This window comes from Enterococcus sp. DIV1314a, assembly GCF_051713805.1.
GTDB lineage: Bacteria > Bacillota > Bacilli > Lactobacillales > Enterococcaceae > Enterococcus_I > Enterococcus_I aquimarinus.
Map to the genome: position 1 here is coordinate 2075097 of NZ_JBIOQP010000001.1, position 22698 is coordinate 2097794.

General features: G+C 39.5%; 23 protein-coding genes. 17 read left to right on the plus strand and 6 right to left on the minus strand.

All coding sequences use genetic code 11. The features are described 5' to 3' along the window. The first annotated feature begins 66 nt into the window (after positions 1-66). Together pheS and pheT are read left to right on the plus strand one after the other, a co-directional pair. The gene (pheS, locus tag IGI68_RS09855) at positions 67-1110 is read left to right on the plus strand and encodes a phenylalanine--tRNA ligase subunit alpha (protein ID WP_071873770.1); all 1044 of its coding nucleotides are present in this window, start codon (positions 67-69) and stop codon (positions 1108-1110) included. Between the two features lie 6 nt (positions 1111-1116). Continuing rightward, positions 1117-3534: a phenylalanine--tRNA ligase subunit beta gene (gene pheT / locus IGI68_RS09860; RefSeq protein ID WP_438732543.1), complete on the plus strand. Its 2418-nt coding sequence runs from the start codon at positions 1117-1119 to the stop codon at positions 3532-3534. Between the two features lie 303 nt (positions 3535-3837). Here the strand turns inward: pheT and trpS are convergent, their stop codons facing one another. Further along, entirely contained in the window at positions 3838-4845 is a 1008-nt protein-coding gene (gene trpS, locus IGI68_RS09865) for a tryptophan--tRNA ligase (protein WP_143139402.1), read from the minus strand. Positions 4846-5051: 206 nt separating this feature from the next. Here trpS and racE point away from each other — a divergent pair, with 206 nt between their 5' ends. Genes racE through cbpB form a run of 4 tightly spaced genes read left to right on the plus strand, consistent with a single transcriptional unit; the run spans position 5052 to position 8243 of the window. Beyond that, positions 5052-5864: a glutamate racemase gene (gene racE, locus IGI68_RS09870; protein WP_273232013.1), complete on the plus strand. Its 813-nt coding sequence runs from the start codon at positions 5052-5054 to the stop codon at positions 5862-5864. Then, positions 5865-7211: a ribonuclease PH gene (rph, locus tag IGI68_RS09875; protein WP_438732546.1), complete on the plus strand. Its 1347-nt coding sequence runs from the start codon at positions 5865-5867 to the stop codon at positions 7209-7211. It begins immediately after the preceding gene. Between the two features lies 1 nt (position 7212). Beyond that, positions 7213-7758: a metallophosphoesterase gene (locus IGI68_RS09880; protein ID WP_438732548.1), complete on the plus strand. Its 546-nt coding sequence runs from the start codon at positions 7213-7215 to the stop codon at positions 7756-7758. A 5-nt stretch (positions 7759-7763) separates the two neighbouring features. Further along, positions 7764-8243 (plus strand): cyclic-di-AMP-binding protein CbpB, encoded by a 480-nt coding sequence (cbpB, locus tag IGI68_RS09885; protein WP_071873874.1) that lies wholly within the window; start codon positions 7764-7766, stop codon positions 8241-8243. Between the two features lie 59 nt (positions 8244-8302). Here the strand turns inward: cbpB and IGI68_RS09890 are convergent, their stop codons facing one another. Next, positions 8303-9202 carry a mechanosensitive ion channel family protein gene (locus tag IGI68_RS09890; RefSeq protein WP_438732550.1) on the minus strand — a complete coding sequence of 300 codons (900 nt, stop codon included), beginning with the start codon at positions 9200-9202 and terminating at the stop codon, positions 8303-8305. 219 nt (positions 9203-9421) lie between these two features. Then, the gene (gene fabI / locus IGI68_RS09895; RefSeq protein ID WP_071873777.1) at positions 9422-10177 is read right to left on the minus strand and encodes an enoyl-ACP reductase FabI; all 756 of its coding nucleotides are present in this window, start codon (positions 10175-10177) and stop codon (positions 9422-9424) included. 190 nt (positions 10178-10367) lie between these two features. Here fabI and fabZ point away from each other — a divergent pair, with 190 nt between their 5' ends. After that, positions 10368-10817, plus strand: a complete 450-nt coding sequence (gene fabZ / locus IGI68_RS09900) for a 3-hydroxyacyl-ACP dehydratase FabZ (RefSeq protein WP_071873778.1) — start codon at positions 10368-10370, stop codon at positions 10815-10817. A 125-nt stretch (positions 10818-10942) separates the two neighbouring features. Here fabZ and IGI68_RS09905 read toward each other — a convergent pair whose 3' ends face one another. Beyond that, the gene (locus IGI68_RS09905) at positions 10943-11686 is read right to left on the minus strand and encodes a peptidylprolyl isomerase (protein WP_071873779.1); all 744 of its coding nucleotides are present in this window, start codon (positions 11684-11686) and stop codon (positions 10943-10945) included. A 232-nt stretch (positions 11687-11918) separates the two neighbouring features. Here IGI68_RS09905 and IGI68_RS09910 point away from each other — a divergent pair, with 232 nt between their 5' ends. From IGI68_RS09910 to IGI68_RS09950, 9 genes are all read left to right on the plus strand, one after another. Further along, entirely contained in the window at positions 11919-12458 is a 540-nt protein-coding gene (locus IGI68_RS09910; RefSeq protein WP_438732553.1) for a guanylate kinase, read from the plus strand. Between the two features lie 163 nt (positions 12459-12621). Then, positions 12622-13713 carry a DUF871 domain-containing protein gene (locus IGI68_RS09915; protein ID WP_071873781.1) on the plus strand — a complete coding sequence of 364 codons (1092 nt, stop codon included), beginning with the start codon at positions 12622-12624 and terminating at the stop codon, positions 13711-13713. Between the two features lie 220 nt (positions 13714-13933). Further along, positions 13934-15247, plus strand: coding sequence for a GTPase ObgE (gene obgE / locus IGI68_RS09920; protein ID WP_438732556.1), 1314 nt, complete (start codon positions 13934-13936; stop codon positions 15245-15247). Between the two features lie 116 nt (positions 15248-15363). Further along, complete coding sequence (locus tag IGI68_RS09925) at positions 15364-15915, plus strand: DUF1269 domain-containing protein (RefSeq protein WP_438732558.1); 552 nt, start codon at positions 15364-15366, stop codon at positions 15913-15915. A 39-nt stretch (positions 15916-15954) separates the two neighbouring features. Further along, complete coding sequence (gene rnz / locus IGI68_RS09930; RefSeq protein WP_071873784.1) at positions 15955-16896, plus strand: ribonuclease Z; 942 nt, start codon at positions 15955-15957, stop codon at positions 16894-16896. Between the two features lies 1 nt (position 16897). After that, positions 16898-17686 carry an SDR family NAD(P)-dependent oxidoreductase gene (locus IGI68_RS09935; RefSeq protein WP_438732561.1) on the plus strand — a complete coding sequence of 263 codons (789 nt, stop codon included), beginning with the start codon at positions 16898-16900 and terminating at the stop codon, positions 17684-17686. A gap of 11 nt (positions 17687-17697) precedes the next feature. After that, on the plus strand, positions 17698-18018 hold the full coding sequence (locus tag IGI68_RS09940) for a LapA family protein (protein WP_071873786.1): 321 nt from the start codon (positions 17698-17700) through the stop codon (positions 18016-18018). A 96-nt stretch (positions 18019-18114) separates the two neighbouring features. Further along, positions 18115-20421: a single-stranded-DNA-specific exonuclease RecJ gene (gene recJ, locus IGI68_RS09945; protein ID WP_438732563.1), complete on the plus strand. Its 2307-nt coding sequence runs from the start codon at positions 18115-18117 to the stop codon at positions 20419-20421. 14 nt (positions 20422-20435) lie between these two features. Further along, positions 20436-20948 carry an adenine phosphoribosyltransferase gene (locus IGI68_RS09950; protein ID WP_438732565.1) on the plus strand — a complete coding sequence of 171 codons (513 nt, stop codon included), beginning with the start codon at positions 20436-20438 and terminating at the stop codon, positions 20946-20948. 47 nt (positions 20949-20995) lie between these two features. Here IGI68_RS09950 and IGI68_RS09955 read toward each other — a convergent pair whose 3' ends face one another. Continuing rightward, on the minus strand, positions 20996-21214 hold the full coding sequence (locus tag IGI68_RS09955) for a hypothetical protein (RefSeq protein WP_273231991.1): 219 nt from the start codon (positions 21212-21214) through the stop codon (positions 20996-20998). A 407-nt stretch (positions 21215-21621) separates the two neighbouring features. Continuing rightward, positions 21622-22239 (minus strand): transcriptional repressor LexA, encoded by a 618-nt coding sequence (gene lexA, locus IGI68_RS09960; RefSeq protein WP_071873790.1) that lies wholly within the window; start codon positions 22237-22239, stop codon positions 21622-21624. A 144-nt stretch (positions 22240-22383) separates the two neighbouring features. On the opposite strand from lexA, the gene IGI68_RS09965 reads away from it, so the two are divergent. Continuing rightward, positions 22384-22626: a DUF896 family protein gene (locus IGI68_RS09965; protein WP_273231990.1), complete on the plus strand. Its 243-nt coding sequence runs from the start codon at positions 22384-22386 to the stop codon at positions 22624-22626. Positions 22627-22698 lie beyond the last annotated feature (72 nt).

A 22698-nucleotide genomic window follows, 5' to 3' on the forward strand; every position in this document is an offset into this window, starting at 1 on the left:
CTCGTGTTTTTTTTATTCTTTTTTAGTCGTTTTCTTTTCTATGATGATTTATTAAGGAGGGTTTCCATGTCTTTACAAGAAAAATTAGAAGCGTTAAAAGACCAAACATTAGCAAAAATTGAAGAAGTAACAGATTTAGCGGTGTTAAATCAAATTCGAGTTGAAACGTTAGGGAAAAAGGGTCCGATTACAGAAGTATTACGCGGGATGAAAGACTTATCGGCTGAAGAGCGACCAAAAGTTGGAAGTTTTGCCAATGAAATACGTGATTTATTATCAGAAAGCCTTGAAGCGAGAAAATCAGCGTTAGAAGCCAGTGCGTTAGACGCTGCATTAGCGAAAGAACGTTTAGATGTTACGCTATCTGGCAAACAAATGCCAATCGGAACACGTCATGTGCTAACGCAAATTATGGAAGAAATCGAAGACATCTTTGTGGGGATGGGGTATCAAGTCATTGAAGGATACGAAGTTGAGCGGGATCATTATAACTTTGAACGAATGAATTTACCAAAAGACCATCCAGCCCGTGATATGCAAGATACTTTTTACATTACAGAAGAAGTGTTGTTACGGACGCATACCTCACCTGTTCAAGCACGGACGATGGAACAACATGACTTTTCAAAGGGACCTTTACGAATGGTTTCACCAGGGAAAGTTTTCCGACGTGATACGGATGATGCAACCCATAGTCACCAATTCCACCAAATTGAAGGGTTAGTCATTGATAAGCACATTACAATGGGAGACTTAAAAGGAACCCTTGAAGTCTTAATGCAAGAGATGTTTGGTGCAGATCGTGAAATCCGCTTACGCCCAAGTTATTTCCCATTTACAGAGCCCTCTGTTGAAGTTGACGTGAGTTGCTTTAAATGTGGCGGAGAAGGGTGTAATGTGTGTAAGCAAACTGGATGGATTGAGATACTCGGCGCGGGTATGGTACATCCGAATGTCTTAGAAATGTCTGGTATTGATTCGAGTGTGTATTCAGGGTTTGCTTTTGGGTTAGGACCTGACCGAATTGCCATGTTACGCTATGGTGTGAATGACATCCGTAACTTCTACCAAAATGATATCCGTTTCATTCATCAGTTTAAGGGGGAATAAGAACATATGTTAGTTTCATATAAATGGTTAAATGAATATTTAGATTTATCAAGCGTTTCACCAAAAGAACTCGGTGATATGATGTCCATTACGGGAATTGAAGTAGAAGGCATCGAAACGCCAGCTGAAAACTTAAAGAAAATCATCGTAGGGGAAGTTATTGAATGTGTCGACCATCCTGACTCTGATCATTTACATATTTGCCAAGTCAATATTGGGGAAGAAGAACTTTCGCAAATTGTGTGTGGCGCACCAAATGTCAAAGCAGGCATTAAAGTAATCGTGGCATTGCCAGGCGCTCGAATTGTCGGCAATACCAAAATTAAAAAGGGTAAAATCCGTGGAGAAGTTTCAAACGGTATGATTTGTTCATTAGCAGAAATTGGCTATAGCGATTCCGTAATTCCAAAAGAGTATTCTGAAGGCATTCAATATTTACCAGCTGACGCTGTTCCGGGTGAGGAAGTCTTTTCTTACTTAGATATGGACGATGCAATCATTGAGCTATCGATTACGCCAAACCGAGCAGACGCTTTAAGCATGCGTGGGGTGGCTTATGAAGTTGGCGCGATTTATCGTCAAGAGCCGAAGTTTCATGATGAAGCACTCGTGGAAGTACCTCGCCTAGCAAAAGATAAGATTCAAGTCACCGTTGAAGACAACCAAGATGCGCCAGCTTATCAAATTCGTATTATCGAAAACGTTAAGATTGCGCCAAGTCCCCAGTGGTTACAAAATCGTTTGATGAATGCTGGCATTCGTCCGATTAATAATGTCGTAGACGTGACAAATTACGTGTTAATCTTATTTGGCCAACCGTTGCATGCGTTTGATTATGACCGCCTAGGTAGTCAAGAAATTGTCGTTCGACGGGCAAAAGCAGCGGAAGAATTTGTCACATTAGATGGCGAAAAAAGACAATTAACACCTGAAAATACCGTGATCACGAATGGGCAAGTCCCAGTCGCGTTAGCGGGTGTTATGGGAGGATTAGACTCGGAAGTGACGGAAGAAACGACGACGATTGCGCTAGAAGCCGCTTTATTTGACGCATTATCCGTTCGCCGTACGTCGAAACAATTTAATTTACGAAGCGAATCTTCTGCGCGCTTTGAAAAAGGCATTAACCAAGCAACCATTGCCCAAGCGTGTGATGTTGCCGCAGCGATGATTGCCTCTCTTGCAGGAGGAGAAGTTCTTACAGGGGCAGTCGTTGGCTCAGAAGTGACGGCCCAAGCAGTCACTGTCACAATTACGTTAGAGCGAATCAATGGCTATTTAGGAACTACCTTGACGGAGGAAATCGTGAGTGAGATTTTTGAAGCATTAGGTTTCACCGCAACAGTCAGTGAAGGAACCTATAGTGTGACTGTGCCACCAAGACGTTGGGATATTCAAATCGAAGCAGACTTGATTGAAGAAGTCGCTCGGATTTATGGCTATAACAATTTACCTTCAACATTACCAAGTGGTGAAACAATTGCCGGATCGTTAACGAAAAATCAACGGATGACTCGTAAAATCCGGAGTGTCCTTGAAGGAATTGGACTCAGCGAAGCGATTAGTTACGCGCTAACTACAGAGCAAAAGTCAAGTGAATTTTTATTCACTCCAAGCCATCCGACACGTTTAGATTGGCCGATGACGGAAGAGCGCAGTGTCTTACGCATGAATTTAATTAGTGGGTTACTCGATGATGTCGCTTATAATGTCGCTCGTAAAAATCAACAACTGGCGTTTTATGAAATTGGCAATGTCTTCCACCAAGCAAGCGAAGTGAAAAATGAATTACCTGTGGAGGAAAATCATCTGGCACTCGCACTTTCAGGTGAATGGGTCCAAAAAGATTGGCAAGGAAAAGCTGAAAAAGTGAACTACTTCCACTTAAAAGGTGCGCTTGATCACTTATTCGAAAGTTTGTCGCTTGTCGATCACATTACGTATCAAGCGAGTACGGATATTAAAGAAATGCATCCGGGAAGAACCGCAACGATTTATTTAGGGGAACAATATATTGGTTTCATTGGTCAAGTACATCCAACGACAGCCAAAGCTTATGACATTCCGGAAACGTATGTGGCTGAAATAAACGTAGAGGCGATTATTGCTTATGAAAAAACCTTCGTTTATCAACCAGTAAGTAAATTCCCAAGTGTCTCTCGTGACATTGCGTTATTAGTGGAAGAAACCGTAACGAACCAAGCGATTGTTCAAGTCATTCAAGCTGTTGCAGGGAAATATCTAACAGATGTGACAATCTTTGACGTCTATCAAGGGGAAAACATCGAAAAAGGGCATAAATCTTTGGCCTATAGTTTAACGTTTGCTAACCCTGAAGCGACATTGACCGATGAAGAAATTAATCTTGCAATGGATAAAGTTACAAAACGTTTAACGGATGAATTAAGTGCCGTGATTCGTTAACAATCAAAACAGGAATGAGTACAAGCACGTACTCATTCCTGTTTTTTAGTGATTCAAGCTATCGGTAACATCATTTGATTCTCTTGTTTTTAACCTTCTTTAAGCACCATCATTTCCTTCTAAAACATTCAGCTAGCTTCAACTGAAAATCTTTGCCGAAGCGTTCATCCATAACATTTTGTAGATAGAAAGAACGTTTTAATCAGGAATGATAGACTCGCTGACGTATTTTCGATTGTGTAAGGAAAAAAAGCAACAATCAGCTAAAAAAGATGATTATTGCTTTTCATGTTAAGACGATCATTAAAAATACTGAATACCCATTGCGCGTTTCACTTCAGCAAGGGTCTCAGCGGCTACTTTTTCTGCTTTCAGACTTCCTTGGTGTAACATTTCCATCACAGCGCCTGGGTCTTTCGCGAATTCTTCACGGCGCGCTCTGATAGGAGCAAATTCTGCTTCTAAAACATCGATTAGATAGCGTTTGATTTTGACATCACCTAAACCGCCACGACGGTAGTGTGCTTTTAATTCGTCGATATGCGCTTTATCGGTCCCAAAAACATCGAGATAAGTGAAAACCATATTGCCTTCCACTTGTCCTGGATCATCAATTCGGATGTGATTCGGATCGGTGTACATACTCATGACTTTCTTTTGTAAAATATCCGCAGAATCTGCTAAGTAAATCCCGTTCCCGAGTGATTTACTCATTTTTCCATTTCCATCAATTCCCGGTAAACGACCGAAGCCTTTTGGGGGAATGACGGCTTTTGGTGTGACCAAAAGATCTGTTTGATAAGTCGTGTTAAAGCTATGCACAATTTCTTGTGCTTGTTCAAGCATCGGTTTTTGATCTTCGCCAACTGGAACAAGGTTCGCTTTAAAGGCGGTAATATCGGCTGCTTGAGAAACTGGATAGATGAAGAAGCCAGCAGGAACACCTTCTCCAAAATTCTTTTGTTCGATTTCGGTTTTGACTGTGGGGTTGCGTCGAACACGAGCAACACTGACTAAATTGAGATAATACATCGTGAGTTCCGATAATTGTGGAATTTGCGATTGAATGAAAAGCGTTGATTTAGCGGGATCTAACCCCACTGCTAAATAGTCTAAAGCCACTTGTAACACATTGGCAGCGACTTTTTCTGGATTTTTTGCATTGTCGGTTAGGGCTTGTAAGTCTGCAACCATGACAAATAATTCGTTATTAGGATCTGCTTGCATTTCGACACGTTTTTTTAAAGAACCAACGTAGTGCCCGAAATGCAATTGTCCAGTCGGACGGTCCCCGGTTAAGATTGTATTCAAAGAGTTCACCTTTTCTTTTTTTATTCTATCTATCATCTTACCTTTTTTTTCAAGAATAAACAATTGCTATCCAGGATTTTCTTTATTTTCAGTTCGAAATGACAAAACTAAATTCTCACTAAAGAATCAGACTTACTACTTGAAAAATACGACAAAAAAGGAGACAATAACGAAGATAGAGTGAAGAATATAAAGGAAGTTTTTTTATGGAGAATACGCAACCAATCGGTTTTATCGATTCAGGTGTGGGTGGTTTAACCGTTATTAAAGAAGCAATGAAGCAACTCCCCAACGAAAATATGATTTACTTAGGTGATACGGCCCGCTGTCCTTATGGGGCACGTCCAGCAGAACAAGTCATTGAATATACGTGGCAAATGACGCGGTTTTTAGTGAAAAAAGGAATCAAAATGCTAGTGATCGCCTGCAATACGGCGACGGCTGTTGCATTAGAAGAGATTAGCCAACAACTGGATATTCCGGTTGTCGGTGTGATTTTACCGGGAACACGTGGGGCAGTCAAAGCTTCGAAAAACCAGCGTATTGGAGTCATTGGTACGCTCGGCACAATCAAAAGCCAATCGTATGAACAAGCGATTCGTAGTCGAGATTTAAATGCACACGTCATCAGTTTAGCTTGCCCAAAATTTGTGCCATTAGTTGAAAGCAATCAATATCAATCCCCAATCGCGAAAAAAGTGGTAGCTGAAACATTGGTACCCTTGCAAAACAAAAAAATTGATACGTTAATTTTAGGATGTACGCATTACCCGTTGCTACGTCCAATTATTCAAAATGTGATGGGCAGACAAGTCAAATTGATTGATTCTGGTGCCGAAACAATTACTGAAGTCAGCATGCTTCTTGATTATTTCAAATTAGGGAATCTTTACGCAACAAAAACGGGGGAATTAACTTGTTATACGACAGGTTCAACCAAATTATTTGATGAGATTGCCAATGAGTGGCTGCAAGGCCCAACCATTGCATCTAAACACATTCAATTAGGAGACGAATAAATGAGACATGATGGTAGAAATAATCAACAGTTAAGAGAAATAACAATTCATACGCATGTATATAAACAACCGGAAGGCTCAGTAGTCATTTCTTTCGGGGATACTGAAGTGGTCTGTTCCGCAACAGTCGAAGAATCCGTACCGCCATTTTTAAGAGGAACAGGGACTGGATGGGTCACGGCTGAATATAGCATGTTGCCTCGTGCTACCAATACGCGTAATCGCCGCGAATCTAGTAAAGGGAAACTCAGCGGTCGAACCATGGAAATTCAACGATTGATTGGGCGTGCTTTGCGTTCTGTTGTCGATTTAGAATTACTCGGTGAAAAAAGTATTATTGTCGATTGTGATGTGTTACAAGCAGATGGTGGGACTCGAACAGCCAGTATCACAGGTGCTTTCGTAGCACTACGTTTGGCGGTTGATAAATTACTCCAAAGCAATGAACTGGCGCAAGACCCCATTAAAGAACACTTAGCAGCGATTAGTGTGGGGATTTTAGCCGATCAGACGTGCGTAGTCGATCTCGATTATGAAGAAGACCACCAAGCGAAAGTCGACATGAATTTAGTCATGACAGAAGGTGGTCGTTTTGTGGAAATCCAAGGGACGGGCGAAGAAGCCACGTTTGATGGTGAAGAACTCAATCAAATGTTGTTGCTTGGAAAAGACGCGATTCAAGCGTTAATTGCGAAACAAAAAGAAGCACTTTACACACAAAAAGCAGAATTAATCGATGAAGACAAAATCATTATGATTGCAACGGGCAATCTTGGAAAAGTAAAAGAGTTTGAAGCAATGTTTGCTCAAGCCGGCTATCGTGTCAAAACGTTAAGAGACTATCCTGATTTACCTGATGTAAAGGAAACGGGGAAGACCTTTGAAGAAAACGCTCGACTAAAAGCAGAAACGATTGCCAATATTTTACAATGTCCTGTCTTAGCGGATGATTCCGGTCTTACTGTGGATGCTTTGGGAGGATTACCAGGTATTTATTCTGCTCGCTTTGCCGGAGAAGAAAAAAATGACGCTTCTAATAATGCCAAATTACTGTATGAGCTAACGGACGTTCCTGACGAAAAACGTGGTGCACAGTTCCATTGTACGCTTGTCTTTGCGGCTCCTAAAAAGCAAAGTCTTGTGGTAGAAGATCAGTGGAATGGTCGCATTGGTCGTATTCCTCGTGGTGACGGCGGATTTGGTTATGATCCATTATTTGTTGTCGAAGGGATGGAAAAAACGGCAGCAGAACTTTCGAGTGAAGAAAAAAATACCATCAGTCATCGTGCAAAGGCGCTTAAAAAATTAAAAAATGAGTGGCAACAGTGGCTAGAAGGGAACGAATAGAATGAAATATTTGGTAGTGAGTGATAATCATGGGAATCGTGAAGTACTAGAAACGTTATTTAATCACTATCGTCAATCAGTCGACGTGATGATCCATTGTGGCGATTCAGAATTGTCTGCACAAGATTCCTTATGGGAAGGCGTGGAAAAAGTCACGGGTAATTGTGACTATGATAGTGGGTATCCGAAAACGTTAACGATTGAAACACCCCTAGACCGGATTTTTGTCACACATGGACATCTTTATGATGTGCGCTTTGGGCTCCAGACATTAAGTTTTAAAGCGGCAGAAGAACAAGCGGATTTAGTTTTGTTCGGTCATACCCACCAAATCGCTTGTGAACAAGTCGGTCCAACGTTGTTCTTGAATCCAGGTAGTATTGAACAACCAAGAGGAAGTATTCAAGAAAAGAGTTATTGTATCATCGAAAGTACAACAGAGGCCTTTCATGTTCAATATTATCGGAAGGATTTTACGGTAATTTCAGATTTAGCCTTTACTTTCCCCAAACCATCCCAAACCATAAAGAAGATCGAATCGGAGTGAATCAATTGATAGGCAAATATACTGAAGAATTATTGAAAGAAAACCAAGAGAATTTTATTGTTCCGGCAGAAAACGTCGCAACAGTGCTCTATAATCATCCGTTAGAGCATGCGTTATTAGTCTTATCGAAAGTCGGCTATGCGAAAATTCCGGTATTAGACTCAGAAGATCGCTTAGTCGGTCTGATTAGTTTAGCCAATATTGTGAATAAGATGATGGGACTAACAGGATTTGAATATCAATTACTAGAAGGACTGACAGTTGCAGATGTGATGGAAGTCAACGTTCCAAAAGTGAAGCAGACAGAAGAATTAGAAGATATTTTACACCTTTTAGTCGACGCCTCATTTCTACCTGTTGTCAATGAAGACAATGTGTTTGAAGGCATTATGACCCGAAAAGAAATATTAAAATCAGTGAACCACTTAGTTCATGAATTAGATCGTCGTTTTGTGATTGAACCAAAAACGGTACTAAAAAAATAGGACAAGAAAACAAGCCATCACACGGAGAATGATTCCGGATGATGGCTTGTTTTCTTGCGTTATTTCAACGTGATCGGTGTGTTTGGAATCGAATAACCGGCATCAGTTAAAATGGATATTGATTTGGTTAATAAATCTTGTTGAATCTGTGCTTGCTTCCCATTTTCGACATAGAGCGTTGTTCGTATCGCGTAATTACTATTGCCTAAATCGACCATTCCAAAGATTGATGGATTGACTTTAATAAACGACGAATATTCCTCCGCTACTTGTTGATTGACGGAATCAATCAAACGTTTGATTGATTCAATGTCCTCAGAAGGGTTGATCCGCACATCGACGACGACGCGACGGTCACCTCGAGAAAAGTTACTGACAGTAGTGATATGGCGATTTGGGATAAAGTGAATCGTCCCATCAAGTGACTGTAATTCAACCAGTCTCAGACCAATCGCATTGACCGTTCCCTCAAGATTCAAATCTTTTAATAATACGTAGTCTCCGATATCAATTTGTTGCTCAAAAATGATAAAAAACCCAGTAATTAAATCATTCATGAACCCTTGTGCGCCAAGTCCAATGGCAATCCCTGCTATCCCAGCACCTGCAATCAAGGAGCCTATAGGTAATCCAAGAATTGCTAAGAGAGAGTAGGTGTAGAAAAACGCCAAGGTATAGTGACTAACATTTAAAACTAATGTCCGAAGCGTGGTTAAGCGAACAATCGAAAAACGATAGGGATTTTTTCCAAACATATGTTTAATCGCAAACGTCACGAGTCGATTTAACACAAAAAATAAAAGTGTAATGAAAAGAATGGAAAGGGAGCGCTGGATAATAATCCCAATGACGACCTCCCAGTCAATCTCGCTCCACCATTTCTGTAATGCGTTCAGTTGTTGCGCCGCCGGTTCGATAATTGGCGAATCTGAGCTATCTGTTGTTAATAAATAAAACATTGCTTATCCTCCTCGTTCCTTCTCTATCATTGTATCAATAGGGAAAGGGGACTGACAACCCTTTTCTATCAGTAATCCGTCTTCATCTTTGATTTTTTCAAAGAATAAAAAGATTCTTAAGAAATTAAACGCGCTCAATGGTGGGTGGTACGCAAATCGGCAAGGGCCCATTTAAGAAAAGGGCCCTTGCCGATAATAGTGCAAAATGGATGGGAAAAATTATGAAAGATGTACCCCTTTATCAACAAAAATTACTTCACCAATGATTCCACTTGAAAGTGGGCTAATTAAAAAGGCACACGCATTGCCGACTTCTTCAATCGTTACCCCAATATGATCGGGTGTACGATCTTCGGATAATTGAATCAATTTTTGATAATCGGTTACACCAGTCACAGCGAGTGTTTTAATCGCACCAGCAGAAATTGCGTTCACACGGATTTTTTGTGGAGATAATTCCGCTGCTAAATAACGTACAGCTGATTCTAAAGCCGCTTTCGCAATACCCATCATATTATAATTTGGCACAGCGCGATCTGCTCCTAAGTAAGTAAGCGTCACAATGCCGCTATTTTCTGCTAGGATTGGTTTTGCAGCTTTTGTGACTGCAATTAGGGAATAAGCACTGATATCTTGGGCTAAGGCATAGCCATCACGTGAAATTTCTGTTACGGCACCTTGTAAATCCTCTTTATTCGCATAAGCAACCGCATGGACGACACCATGGATTTCACCAGCATATTCTTTGATTTTCTCAAAAGCAGTATCGATACTTTCATCGCTTGCGACATCACATTCCACTAAAAATTCATTGCCTTCAAGTAAGCGTTCTAATGATTTTTTCATTCGCTCACTTTGGTAAGTATAAATCACTTCTGCTCCTTGGTCACGCAAAGCTTGCGCACATCCCCAGGCAATACTTCTTTTATTGGCAACACCCATTACGACAATTTTTTTTCCAGATAAGAAACTCATATTTCCACTCCTCATAAAATGAATAAATAATTTCACAAATTAGTATCATGATTTCTTATTATTAGATAAAATTGTTTGATTGTCAAACTAAATTTACTTTTTTTAATCTAAAGTTGCCAAATCCATTAAAATATGATACTTTGATTATCAAAGTAATATATTTTTAAAATTTTTGAAAAGAGGGAACAGCATGAAAAAATTTTTAACGGAAACGCAAGTAATGGATCTCATTCCCAATCGCTTTCCTATTATTTATATCGACTATGTAGACGAGATTGAATCAGGAAAAAAAATTATAGCAACTAAAAATGTGACGATTAATGAAGATTTCTTCCAAGGCCATTTTCCAGGAAACCCAGTGATGCCAGGTGCGCTAATTTTAGAAACACTCGCTCAAGCTGGATCAATTTTGATTTTAAAATCAGAAGAATTTTTAGGTCGGACTGCCTACATCGGAGCCATTAACCGGGCAAAGTTCCGTCAAAAAGTAGTCCCAGGAGATACAATGAAATTATCCTTTGAAATTATCAAAGTCAAGGGTTCGGTAGGAACAGCCGATGCCATCGCTACAGTCGAGGGTAAAGTCGTAGCGGAGTGTGAGTTTACATTCATCGTAGGGGAACAAAAGCAAGCGAAGTAAAAAAATGGATAAATAAAAAAGCTACAAATGCTGATATATCAACACTTGTAGCTTTTTTTCATTAGAACAACGATAGCTAATTTTTATTTTGGTGATTGCGAGTCTATGTAGACGATTGAGCGATCTTATTTTGCTTCTTGTAAGACTTTGGTGCTTTCAATTGTTACAGGATCAACAGGGGTTGAAACTTCGCTGCCGTTACTTGTTACTTCTGCTTGCGCAATTTTATCGACCACATCCATACCTTCAATTACTTGTCCAAAGACGGTATAGTTGCCATCTAACGATTTAGCGCCACCATTTTTGTAGGCTTCGATAATTCTTTCAGGAGTGAATTGAATAGCCATGCCGTCTGATTGATCTTCAGTCCCTTGTACGATGAAGAATTGACTACCTTGACTATCTAGTGCTTGGGCGCGTGCCATCGATAACGCTCCTCTGATATGATACAGTTGGTTGGAAATTTCTACTTCAAAACCTTCACCCCAGATACTTTCACCGCCCATACCAGTACCTTCAGGATCACCGCCTTGAATCATAAAACCTTCAATGACGCGATGAAACGGCGTACCATCGTAGTAACCATCTTTTGCATGAGTGACAAAATTTTCCACAGCTTTTGGAGCGATTTCTGGGAATAGTTTTACCGTAATCACACCAGCAGTTGTTGTTAATTCAACGACACTTTCATTTTCTTTGATTTCAGTGTCTAGTTGTGGAAGTTCCAATTGACTTAAATCTTCTCTAGTTGATTCACTTGTTGAAGTTTCGCTAGAGGATGTAGAATCCGAATTATTAGTAGTGCATGCTGCAAGGGAAAGCGTTGTAAGAATTGTTGTTGAAAGTAAAATTAATCGTTTGTAGGTCATATTTATTTCGTTCCTTTCTCAGCTGAATCTGTTTCATCATATCAAATATCACTATCCTTGAGAAGTAGCTAAATATGAAAATACGATGACTTTTCTTTTTTATTAGGAAAATAGGGCGTAACAATCAGTAAAAGAGGAAAATAAGTTATAATATAGTTATTGAAAGTCTAGAATGATATTCGATCAAAACTTCCAACACACACTGGCAGTGAATAAAGGAGCAAAATGTAAAATGAATCAAATTATTGTGATTGTCGGCCCAAGCGGTAGTGGGAAAACCCATCTCTCTAAAGAATTAGCGTCCCATGGAATTCCAAAATGTATTACAGCCACGACTCGTTCACCGAGAGAATCAGAAGGCGAAGTCGATGGACGTGATTATTATTTTCTATCGAAATCAGCGTTTGAAGCGACGGATTTTATTGAAACAACGACGTACCATGGGAATTATTATGGATTACCCGTGAAAGAAGTAACAAAAAAATTAGAAGAAGCTGGCGTTATACACGTTGTGGTTGAAAAAAATGGGGCTAAAGCATTGAAAAAAGCCTTTCCTAATGAAACGAAAATTATTTTCTTACCAATTACAGAAGAACGGATGCGCACCAGGATGTTACAACGCGGTGATAGTCCGTTACAAGTTGAACAACGAATTATCCATGCAAAGGAAACCGGAGAATTTGAGCCACCTGAGCAAGTTGATTTCATTTATGATGTCTTTGGAAGCAGTCAATTGAGCGATTTACTTGAATTTATTACTCAAAATAATTAATCACGCTTTTTTTGGTGAACTAACATTGAAAGGGGCTTCTTTCTTATGAGAATAGGATTTGAAGAAAGCCTCTTTTTTCATTAATCATGGACCCCAACTGATTGATTTGTTATAATCAAAGCGGTTTATTGATTACACATCACTTTAGGAGGATTTTATAACAATGGGGAAATTAGGGATTTCGATCTATCCAGAGCGTTCGACATATGAAAAGGATAAAGCGTACTTAGACTTAGCGCATCAGTATGGATTTAAACGAGTATTTACGAGTTTGTTACAAATTACAGAAGATAAAGAAAAAGTTTTAGCAGATTTTAAAAAGGTCGTCGATTATGCGAATGCCTTAAATATGGAAGTAATGGTAGATATTAATCCTGACTTGTTTGCTCAACTCGAGATTTCATACGACGATTTGTCTTTCTTTGATGAAATGGGCGCTTACGGAGTCCGTTTGGATTTAGGGTTTACTGGCGCGGAAGAAGCTCGCATGACACGTAATCCTTATAATATTAAAATCGAAATTAACATGAGCCAAGGAACAAGTTATGTTGATAATATTATGGCATACTCACCGAATACCGAAAATTTACTAGGGTCACATAATTTCTATCCGCATCGTTATACTGGACTAGAATATAATCACTTCGTGGCTTGTTCGGAAAAATTTAGAAAATACAATTTGAATACGATGGCTTTTGTGAATTCTCATGCCGCAACTTTCGGACCTTGGCCGACACAAGATGGTCTATGTTCTCTTGAAGACCACCGCGATTTAGCGATTGGGACACAAGTGAAGCATCTATTACTAACCGGTTTAATTGATGATATCTCAATTGGAAACGCTTATGCCTCTGAAGAAGAATTAAAAGCAATGGCAGAAGCCTTTTACTCGCCGTATCCTGCACTAAAAGTCGTGCCAGAAGCAAGCATCACTGAAAACGAGCGCATTTGTTTATTTGATAATCGCCATAGTTATCGTGGGGATCGTTCGGCTTATATGTTGCGTTCAACAATGACTCGTGTGATTTATAAAGACAAGGAATTTCCGCCTCACACGACGCGTGACATCGTAAGAGGAGACGTCTTAATCGATAATGTCGGCTACGGTCAATATAAAGGAGAAACACAGATTGCGCTTAAAGCAATGAAAAATGATGGGCGTGTTAATGTTGTCGGACACATTTCACCAGATGAGCAATTCTTATTAGATTATTTAAAACCTTGGTCGAGTTTTAAATTAGTTGAAGTCAAATAACATCATAAGAGGAGGAATGGTAAATCAACCGTTCCTCCTCTTATGATATTTTTTTGACAAAAAAAGGTTAACTAGGTTATTATTATGTAAACTAAACGGTCATTATCAATGAAATATCTGGTTTTCGTTACGAAATGATAGACAAACGGCCGATTGGTAGGTACAATAAATAAGACTTTTATGCTGGATAGTTAGTAGTAGATAGATAGGAGGACAAAATATGTCCATGTTTTTAGATCAAGTAACAATCGATGTTAAAGCCGGTAGCGGTGGCGACGGGATGGTGGCGTTTCGTCGCGAAAAATATGTTCCAAATGGTGGCCCAGCTGGGGGCGATGGTGGTAAAGGGGGATCCGTTGTTTTAGTTGTTGATGAGGGTTTACGAACCTTAATGGATTTTCGTTTTAATCGTCATTTCCGAGCAGATCCAGGAGAACACGGAATGAGTAAAAGTATGCACGGACGTGGGGCAGAAGATACGTACATTAAAGTCCCGCAAGGAACCACTGTTCGCGATGCTGAGACAGGTGCATTACTGGGAGACTTAATTGAGCACGGAGAAAGCTTAGTGATTGCCCAAGGTGGCCGTGGCGGACGAGGCAACACTCGTTTTGCATCACCAGCCAATCCTGCGCCTGAGTTAGCTGAAAATGGGGAACCAGGACAAGAACGTAAAATCGAATTAGAACTAAAAGTTTTAGCCGACGTTGGATTAGTTGGATTCCCTTCAGTTGGGAAATCGACGTTATTATCCGTGATTTCTTCTGCAAGACCTAAAATTGGTGCGTATCACTTCACAACGCTTGTACCAAACTTAGGAATGGTTCATATTCCAGATGGCCGCAGCTTTGTTGTGGCTGATTTACCCGGCTTAATTGAAGGCGCGTCACAAGGTGTTGGACTTGGAACGCAATTCTTACGTCATATTGAGCGAACGCGTGTCATCTTACATATGATTGATATGAGTGGGATGGAAGGTCGTGATCCATACGAAGATTACGTAGCGATTAATAATGAATTAAGAACGCATAACTTACGTTTATTAGAGCGACCGCAATTAATTGTGGCCAATAAAATGGATATGCCAGATGCGGAAGAGAATTTAAAAAAATTCAAAGAACAACTGGCAAAAGAGCAAGAGGATGAATTTGCGGAGCCAATTCCAGTGTTTCCGATTTCAGGGGTTTCTAGAAAAGGAATTGATGCTTTACTAAGTGCCACAGCTGACTGGTTGGAAGTGACACCGGAATTCCCTCTTTATGAAGAAGAAATCGATCAATACGTTGTGGAATATAACTTTGTTGACGATGAACCGGAATTTACAATTGAGCGTCAACCGGATACTTCATGGGTTTTATATGGTGATAAATTAGAGAAACTCTTCAAAATGACGAACTTTGATCATGATGAAACGGCCATGCGTTTTGCCCGTCAATTACGCTCAATGGGTGTCGATGAAGCCTTACGAGTACGTGGAGCAAAAGATGGCGATATCGTTCGCATTGGAGAATTTGAATTCGAATTTGTTGAATAAAGCCGAAAGATTGGAGCGAAAGTTCCAATCTTTTTTGCTTTTTATAGTTAGTAAACATGTTCTTTTTTTCGTTTTATTGGTAAGATGAGAGTAACAGAAGAAAAGAGGGATGTCAGATGACTAAAAGAGTGATTGTGGTAAATTTTGAAGTAAGTTCTCAAGCGTACCAAGCATTTTCAAATGTCAAAAAAGCCCATATCGAACGGAAAATAAAAGGCGAGCAAATGGCTGTGGTGACGCATAAAAATGAAGGTACCCACCATTTTAAAGTAGAAGATTTTATCGATTTTACCGGAACAAACAAAACGTCACGTGGAGGAATGATTGGAATGCTTCTAGGAATTGTTGCAGGCCCGCTAGCGATGATGCTAGGTTGGTTCGGTGGCAGTATGATTGGGGCATCCCAAGACGCGCAGGAGATTAAGCGTGCTAATACGATTTTTGAATTACTTAGTCGCGAAATTGGCGAGGGCGATACCGGATTGATTGTGATTGCAGAAGAAGAAGACAATCGAGTGTTAAATCAATTATTAACGTATGATTTAGCGGGTCGGATTCATCGTTTTGATTATGAAGAAGTCGAAGCTGAACTAAAAACCGTTAAAGATATTGAGAAAACAACAAAAGAAAATGCTAAAAAAGTCTGGGAAGCGAATCATCCTGAGTAAGTAAATGAGTTGAAAATTAATAGAAAGTTAGGTTTATCTATGGAATTAGAATTTTTAGGAACAGGTGCGGGTGTTCCCGCTAAACACCGGAATGTTAGTAGTATTGCGTTAAAATTACTGGATGAATGCAATGCTGTTTGGCTGTTTGATTGTGGTGAAGGAACACAATTACAAATATTACGGACGACAATTCGACCACGCAAGATCGAGAAAATTTTTATTACTCATTTACATGGTGATCATATCTTCGGGTTACCTGGTTTGATTAGTAGCCGTTCATTTCAAGGTGGTTCAGACGCCTTAGAAATTTATGGTCCAAAAGGGATTCAAGAGTGGATTCAAACCTCGCTACGTTTGTCTAAAACACGTTTGAGTTATCCAATAAAATTTATTGAAATACAAGAAGATGGTTTGCTCTTTGAAGATAATCAGTTTCAAGTGTATTGTCAGAAATTAGAACACGGGATTGACAGTTACGGATATCGAGTGGTTGAAGCAGATCATGTGGGAGAATTACAAGTCGATCAGTTACAAGAATTAGGGATTAAACCGGGTCCGATCTTTGGTAAAATTAAACAAGGGCACCAAGTGACGTTAGACGATGGCCGTGTCATAGATGGTAAAAATTACATTGGCGAGTCAAAAAAAGGGCGAATTGTTACGATTTTAGGGGATACGCGGAAAACAAGCCAATCAATCGAGTTGGCACGTGATGCAGATGTTTTAGTCCATGAGAGTACATTCAATAAAAACGAAGCGAAATTAGCGCGTGCTTACTATCATTCAACAACGCATGATGCCGCCGAAGTTGCCAAAGCAGCTCAAGTCGACAAATTAATTTTAACGCATATCAGTGCGCGTTATTTAGGAAAAGACGTGGAAGAGCTTCAAAGTGAAGCAAAAGAAATTTTTGAAAACGTCTGGGTAGCAAAAGATTTCTATACGCTTGATATTCCCTTAAAGAAAAAGGAGGCTCTCTAGTATGAGATTAACGAACAAAATTGTACTCGTTACGGGTGGATCGACAGGTTTAGGTGAAGCAATTTGCTATGAAGCAGCGAAACAAGGGGCGATTGTCATTGTGAGCGCGCGTCGAATGGAATTAATTCAAAAAGTAAAAGACCGTTGCCAAGTACTGAGTCAAAAAGAAGCCTATGCTTTTCCAGTCGATTTAGAAAGTGCGGATAGTATAAAAACGCTTATCCAATCAATTAAAGAAACCGTTGGAGTGGTAGATATTGTTGTTAATAATGCCGGTTTTGGTATTTTTGAAGATTTTATTGATTTTGATTTGGAAAAAGCCCGGAAAATGTTTGAAGTCAATCTCTTTGGTATGATGTACTTAACACAAGCTTTAGCAATTGACATGTTACCGCATCAAAAGGGACATTTTATCAATGTTGCTTCGATGGCCGGAAAAATGGCGACACCTAAATCGACAGTCTATTCCGCAACAAAATTTGCCGTGATTGGTTTCTCTAATGCCTTAAGATTAGAATTAAAACCGTTTAATATTTATGTCACAACTGTTAATCCTGGACCAATTCAAACGAATTTTTTTGATTTAGCCGATCCTACCGGGGATTACTTATTAACCATCGATCAATTTGTGTTGGACCCTCAAAAACTGGCCAAAGAAATCGTAAAAAGTATGAATACTCCAAAACGAGAAATTAATCGTCCGCATATCATGTCGGCGGCTGCTCATTTTTATCAGTTATTTCCGCGCCTAGGAGATTATTTGGCCGGTGGAATCTTTAATAAAAAATAGGAGTGGTCAGAATGAAAAATCAGTGGCGATTATATCTAGGCTTATTTTTTACTTTTATGATGATTGTTTTTGCTATTTTGAATAATCAGACAGTCTCTATTAGTTTTGGTTTCACGACTTTCAGTGGTCCGCTTATTTTAGTCGTATTTGGTTCTGTCTTTATCGGTGCTTTGATTGTTTCTTTAATGGTCACGGGAAGTTATTGGCGACAAAATAAAGAAATAAAACAATTAAAAAAACAAATCACAGCATTAAAAGTGACAAATCAACAACAAGTACAGACACCGTTAGTAGATGATGTAACACATGATGGGCACTATCCGGAAGAATAACTTTTAAAGATTTATTATAAAAGAGCCTTCTCTGAAGAGAAGACTCTTCTTTTTTGTGAAGTGCTTTGTTATAATTGATAAGTTAGGAGTGATGAAGTGAAAGCAGCAAAATATGATTGGCAGATGCCAAAGATAGAGGAACCTACGCCTTCTTTTGTTGAAGCAAGCGAAGCGTATCAACTCTCTCCTGTTTTAGCACAATTACTATGGAATCGCGGAATAAAAACAAAGGAAGCTCTCCACCGATTCATCCAACCGGAAATGACGGATCTACATGATCCTTATTTACTTTACGATATGGAAAAAGTGATTGAGCGCCTGCATGAGGCGGTCATCGCAGAAGAGCATATCGTCATTTACGGGGATTACGATGCAGATGGGATTACGAGTACAACGGTTTTAAAAGAGGCATTAGAGTTAATCGGTGCCGATGTCGAAACCTATTTGCCAAATCGTTTTACCGATGGATATGGGCCAAATGTGGAACGTTATCAAGACCTCATCAAAAAGGGCGCTCAATTAATCGTAACAGTCGATAACGGTGTTTCAGGTCAAGAGGCAATTGCCTATGCGAACAGTCAAGGAGTTGACGTCATCGTGACCGATCACCATGAATTGCCGTCTGAGCTACCACAAGCTTATGGAATTATTCATCCGCGTCATCCAAAAGGGGCATATCCTTTTAAAGATCTAGCGGGAGTAGGCGTTGCTTTTAAGGTAGCATGCGCATTACTCGATGATATTCCCTTAGAATTACTTGATTTAGTTGCGATTGGAACGATTGCCGATATGGTTTCATTAACCGATGAAAATCGTGCAATGGTCATTTGGGGACTCCAACAAATCAAGCAAGGGGCGCGAATCGGCTTGAATGAGTTACTCCTCATTTGTGGAGAAAAAGTAAGTGAAGTCAATGAAGGAACGATTGGTTTTTCGATTGCCCCACGCTTAAATGCGATTGGACGCTTAGGAGATCCTAATCCAGCAATTGATTTAATGACGACTTTTGATAAAAATCATGCACAAGAATTAGCGGAAGTGTTTAATCAATTAAATCAGCAACGAAAAGATTTAGTTGAAATTGCGACAAAAGAAGCGCTGCAACAAATCATGCCTGAAAATAAGATTCATCTTTTAGTCGGTGAAAATTGGCATGAAGGGATTTTAGGGATTGTCGCAGGACGTGTGATGCAAGAAACAGGACAGCCTGCAATTGCCTTAACGCATAAAGAAGACGGACTGCTGAAAGGCTCTGGACGAAGTACGGCTGCCTTAAATATGTTTGAGATGCTAGAAAAAAGTCGCGAGTTACTAGCGACTTTTGGGGGACACCATGCGGCTGTAGGATTAAGTTTGCTTAAAACGAATCTTCCACTCCTTCAAGAGGCAATCAATCACTATCTATTGGAGGAGCAAATTGATTTAACAAAAGGGCTTCCCTTGGCGATTGACGGCGAACTGGCGATTGAAACCGTTGATTTGTCACTGATTCAGTCCTTGCAACGACTGGCACCTTACGGGATGCATAATCCCATTCCGCAATTTGTCTTTAAGAATGTGTCAGTACGTGAGAGTCGCAGTATTGGTTCGGAACAGAAACACTTAAAGTTTGTGCTCGACAATGATAAGGGTCATCAAGTTGACGGTATCGGTTTTGGTTTCGGCCAAGATCAAAGTGAATTTGAGACAGAGAATATCCATTTAGTGGCTCAATTAACGATTAATGAATGGAACGGTCATACCATTCCGCAGTTAAGGCTACAAGATTATCAAGTGTCTACCATTCAAGTGTTCGATTTTAGAGGAAAAAAACACCACCAACAATTAGATTTTACCGAAAAAACCCTATTTGTTGCCTTTAGCAAAAAGCTCTATAAAGTTTTTAAAGAAAAGCAAAAGCATCCAGTCATTTATGTCGAAAATATAGAGTCTTTTAAAGAACTTTACGTAAGTGAGCATTCTTGCTCTCAACTCGTCGTCATTGATACGCCAGTCGTTTTAGATTGGGTGAAAGTGATTATCCATGAAACACAAATTTCACGCGTCTACATTCTTGGACTTTCTTCAGATGAGGCTTATTTAGAAGGGCTTGGTTCAAGAGAACAGTATGCGAAGCTATTTAAATTAATCAAAGGACAAGACCAACTTGATGTTCGACATAAGTTGCCAGCGATGGCAACTTATACCGGAATACCGGTCCAATTATTAATCTTTATGATTCAAGTTTTTGTGGAATTAGAATTTGTCACGTTAGAAAATGGCTTGTTAAAAAATATTGATGAACCCGTTAAACGGGCGTTAACTGAGAGTGAAATCTATCAAGCGCGCCAAAGAAAAATTAAAAATGAGGAATTCTTATTACTTAGTGATCTCGCGATGATTAAGAGTTGGATTTGTCATTAAACAGGAGGAAAAACATGAATTTAAAAAATTATATTGCAAGTATACCCAACTATCCATCGGAAGGAATTACTTTCCGAGATATTTCGCCACTAATGGCTGATGGCGATGCTTATCGTTATGCTACGAAACAAATTGTGGACTATGCGAAAGAAAAAAACATTGATATGGTAGTTGGACCCGAAGCTCGTGGCTTTATCGTGGGTTGTCCCGTAGCGTATGAATCGGGAGTAGGTTTTGCGCCTGTCCGTAAACCTGGGAAATTACCTCGTAAAACAATTGAAGTTTCTTACGATTTAGAATACGGGTCGGATACGTTGACGATTCATGAAGATGCGATTAAACCAGGACAACGCGTTCTCTTGTGTGATGACTTATTAGCGACTGGTGGAACAGTCAAAGCAAGTATTGAATTAATTGAACGTTTAGGTGGAATCGTTGTCGGCTGTGCATTCTTAATTGAGTTAACGGATCTAAAAGGTCGCGACAAGATTAAAGGTTACGATATTTTTGCATTAATGGATTATTAAAAAAAGATTCCGCTAGTGGCGCTTATGCACTGGCGGAATCTTTGTTTTTATCGATAAGCATCTTCTGAATAGGAATAATCGTTCTCTGTTAAGAAATGCTCTTGTTGGTATTTCTTTTGACGTAGTCGTTGATCGTCCCACAAAATAAGCCATAAAATGAGTAATGGTCCTAAAATTAAAAAAGCGATTAAACTCCCAAAGTTCCCAATAATAATTCCGATGACTAAAACCCCAATTAAAAAACCAAAACGACGTACTGCTTTCATTTCGACTCACTCCTTATCTTATAGAACGTTTGTTCGTGTCTTTATTATACGAATGTTTGTTCGCTTTGTAAAGAGGGAAAGTAAATAAAAAGAAAAAAGTGAAATATCATCGTATACGGAGGATTGGTTTAAGAGGGATGCAAGGCGAATTTGTTGCAATCAAAATAAGCTATGACAAAAGTCACAGCCTACTTTGATTTTTACGAATCTTTGATTGATAAGCGGGTGATAAGAGTCTGCTCTTTCTGAACCGCCATATATTCGCGCAATTGAAAGAGCCAATGGTTCAACTGTACCTCCAGTTTCTCAGAGCAAAACGACGGATGTCACACCTTCTAAATAATAGCAAGAAAAATAGAGTAGAGCGTGTTCGCTTTTGAAACGATGTTACGGATGTCCGCCTTGTTTTAAAAATGACGATACAATCCTACGACTAATCCTAAAATTTTGACATTTGGAAAAATTAATGGCTCCATGAAATCATTCTCAGGTTGCAAACGGACATGACTGGCTTCTTTGTAAAATCTTTTACACGTTGCTTCGTTCTCGTCCGTCATAGCAATGACGATATCGCCATTACGAGCAATGTCTTGTTTGCGGACAATAACTTGATCGCCATCTAAAATCCCAGCGTTAATCATACTTTCGCCAGAGATGGTGAGCATGAAATGTTGACTTTCACTATTGGCTAACTGAGGTGGAATTGGAAAAAAATCAGAGGCATCTTCCACAGCTAAAATGGGTTCACCAGCGGTTACAACACCAAGTAATGGAATATTTTTTTGGTCTCCACCAACAGTTTCGAGTCCAAGTGCCGTTAATTCGATGGCTCGAGGTTTCGTTGCATCGCGTTGGATATAACCATTTTTTTCTAACCGGGACAAGTGTCCGTGAACGGTCGAAGTCGAAGAGAGGTTCACTGCTTCACCGATTTCGCGAACTGTCGGAGGATAACCCTTATCGAGTACTCGCTTATGAATAAAGCGTAAGACTTCCATTTGACGACTTTCTGTCTTTTTTGCCAAGGTTTACACCTTCTTTCGTATAATTAAGTTAATTTTAACATAAAAAAACAATATAATCAAACAGATGTTCGGTTTTGAAAAGGAGTTCTTATTGTTTTTTGGGGTAATTTTGTATAAGATAAAACAAATGAGAGGAGTGGGAATATGTTATCAGAAAAAAAATTAAACCGTATCAATGAATTAGCCCGCAAGAAAAAGAAAGAAGGCTTAACGCCAACGGAGGAAAAAGAGCAAAAATTACTAAGAGAAGAGTATTTAAGTGCATTTCGTGGTGGGATGAAACATCATATTGAAGGGATGAAAGTAGTCGATCCCCTAGGAAATGACGTCACACCTGAGAAGTTAAAAGCCATTCAGAAAGAAAAAGGGCTTCATAATCGCGAATAAAAATATTTGCACATGAAAAAGGTTGAAAAAACATTCGATATCTTTTATAATGAGAATGAATAAAGGTAAAAA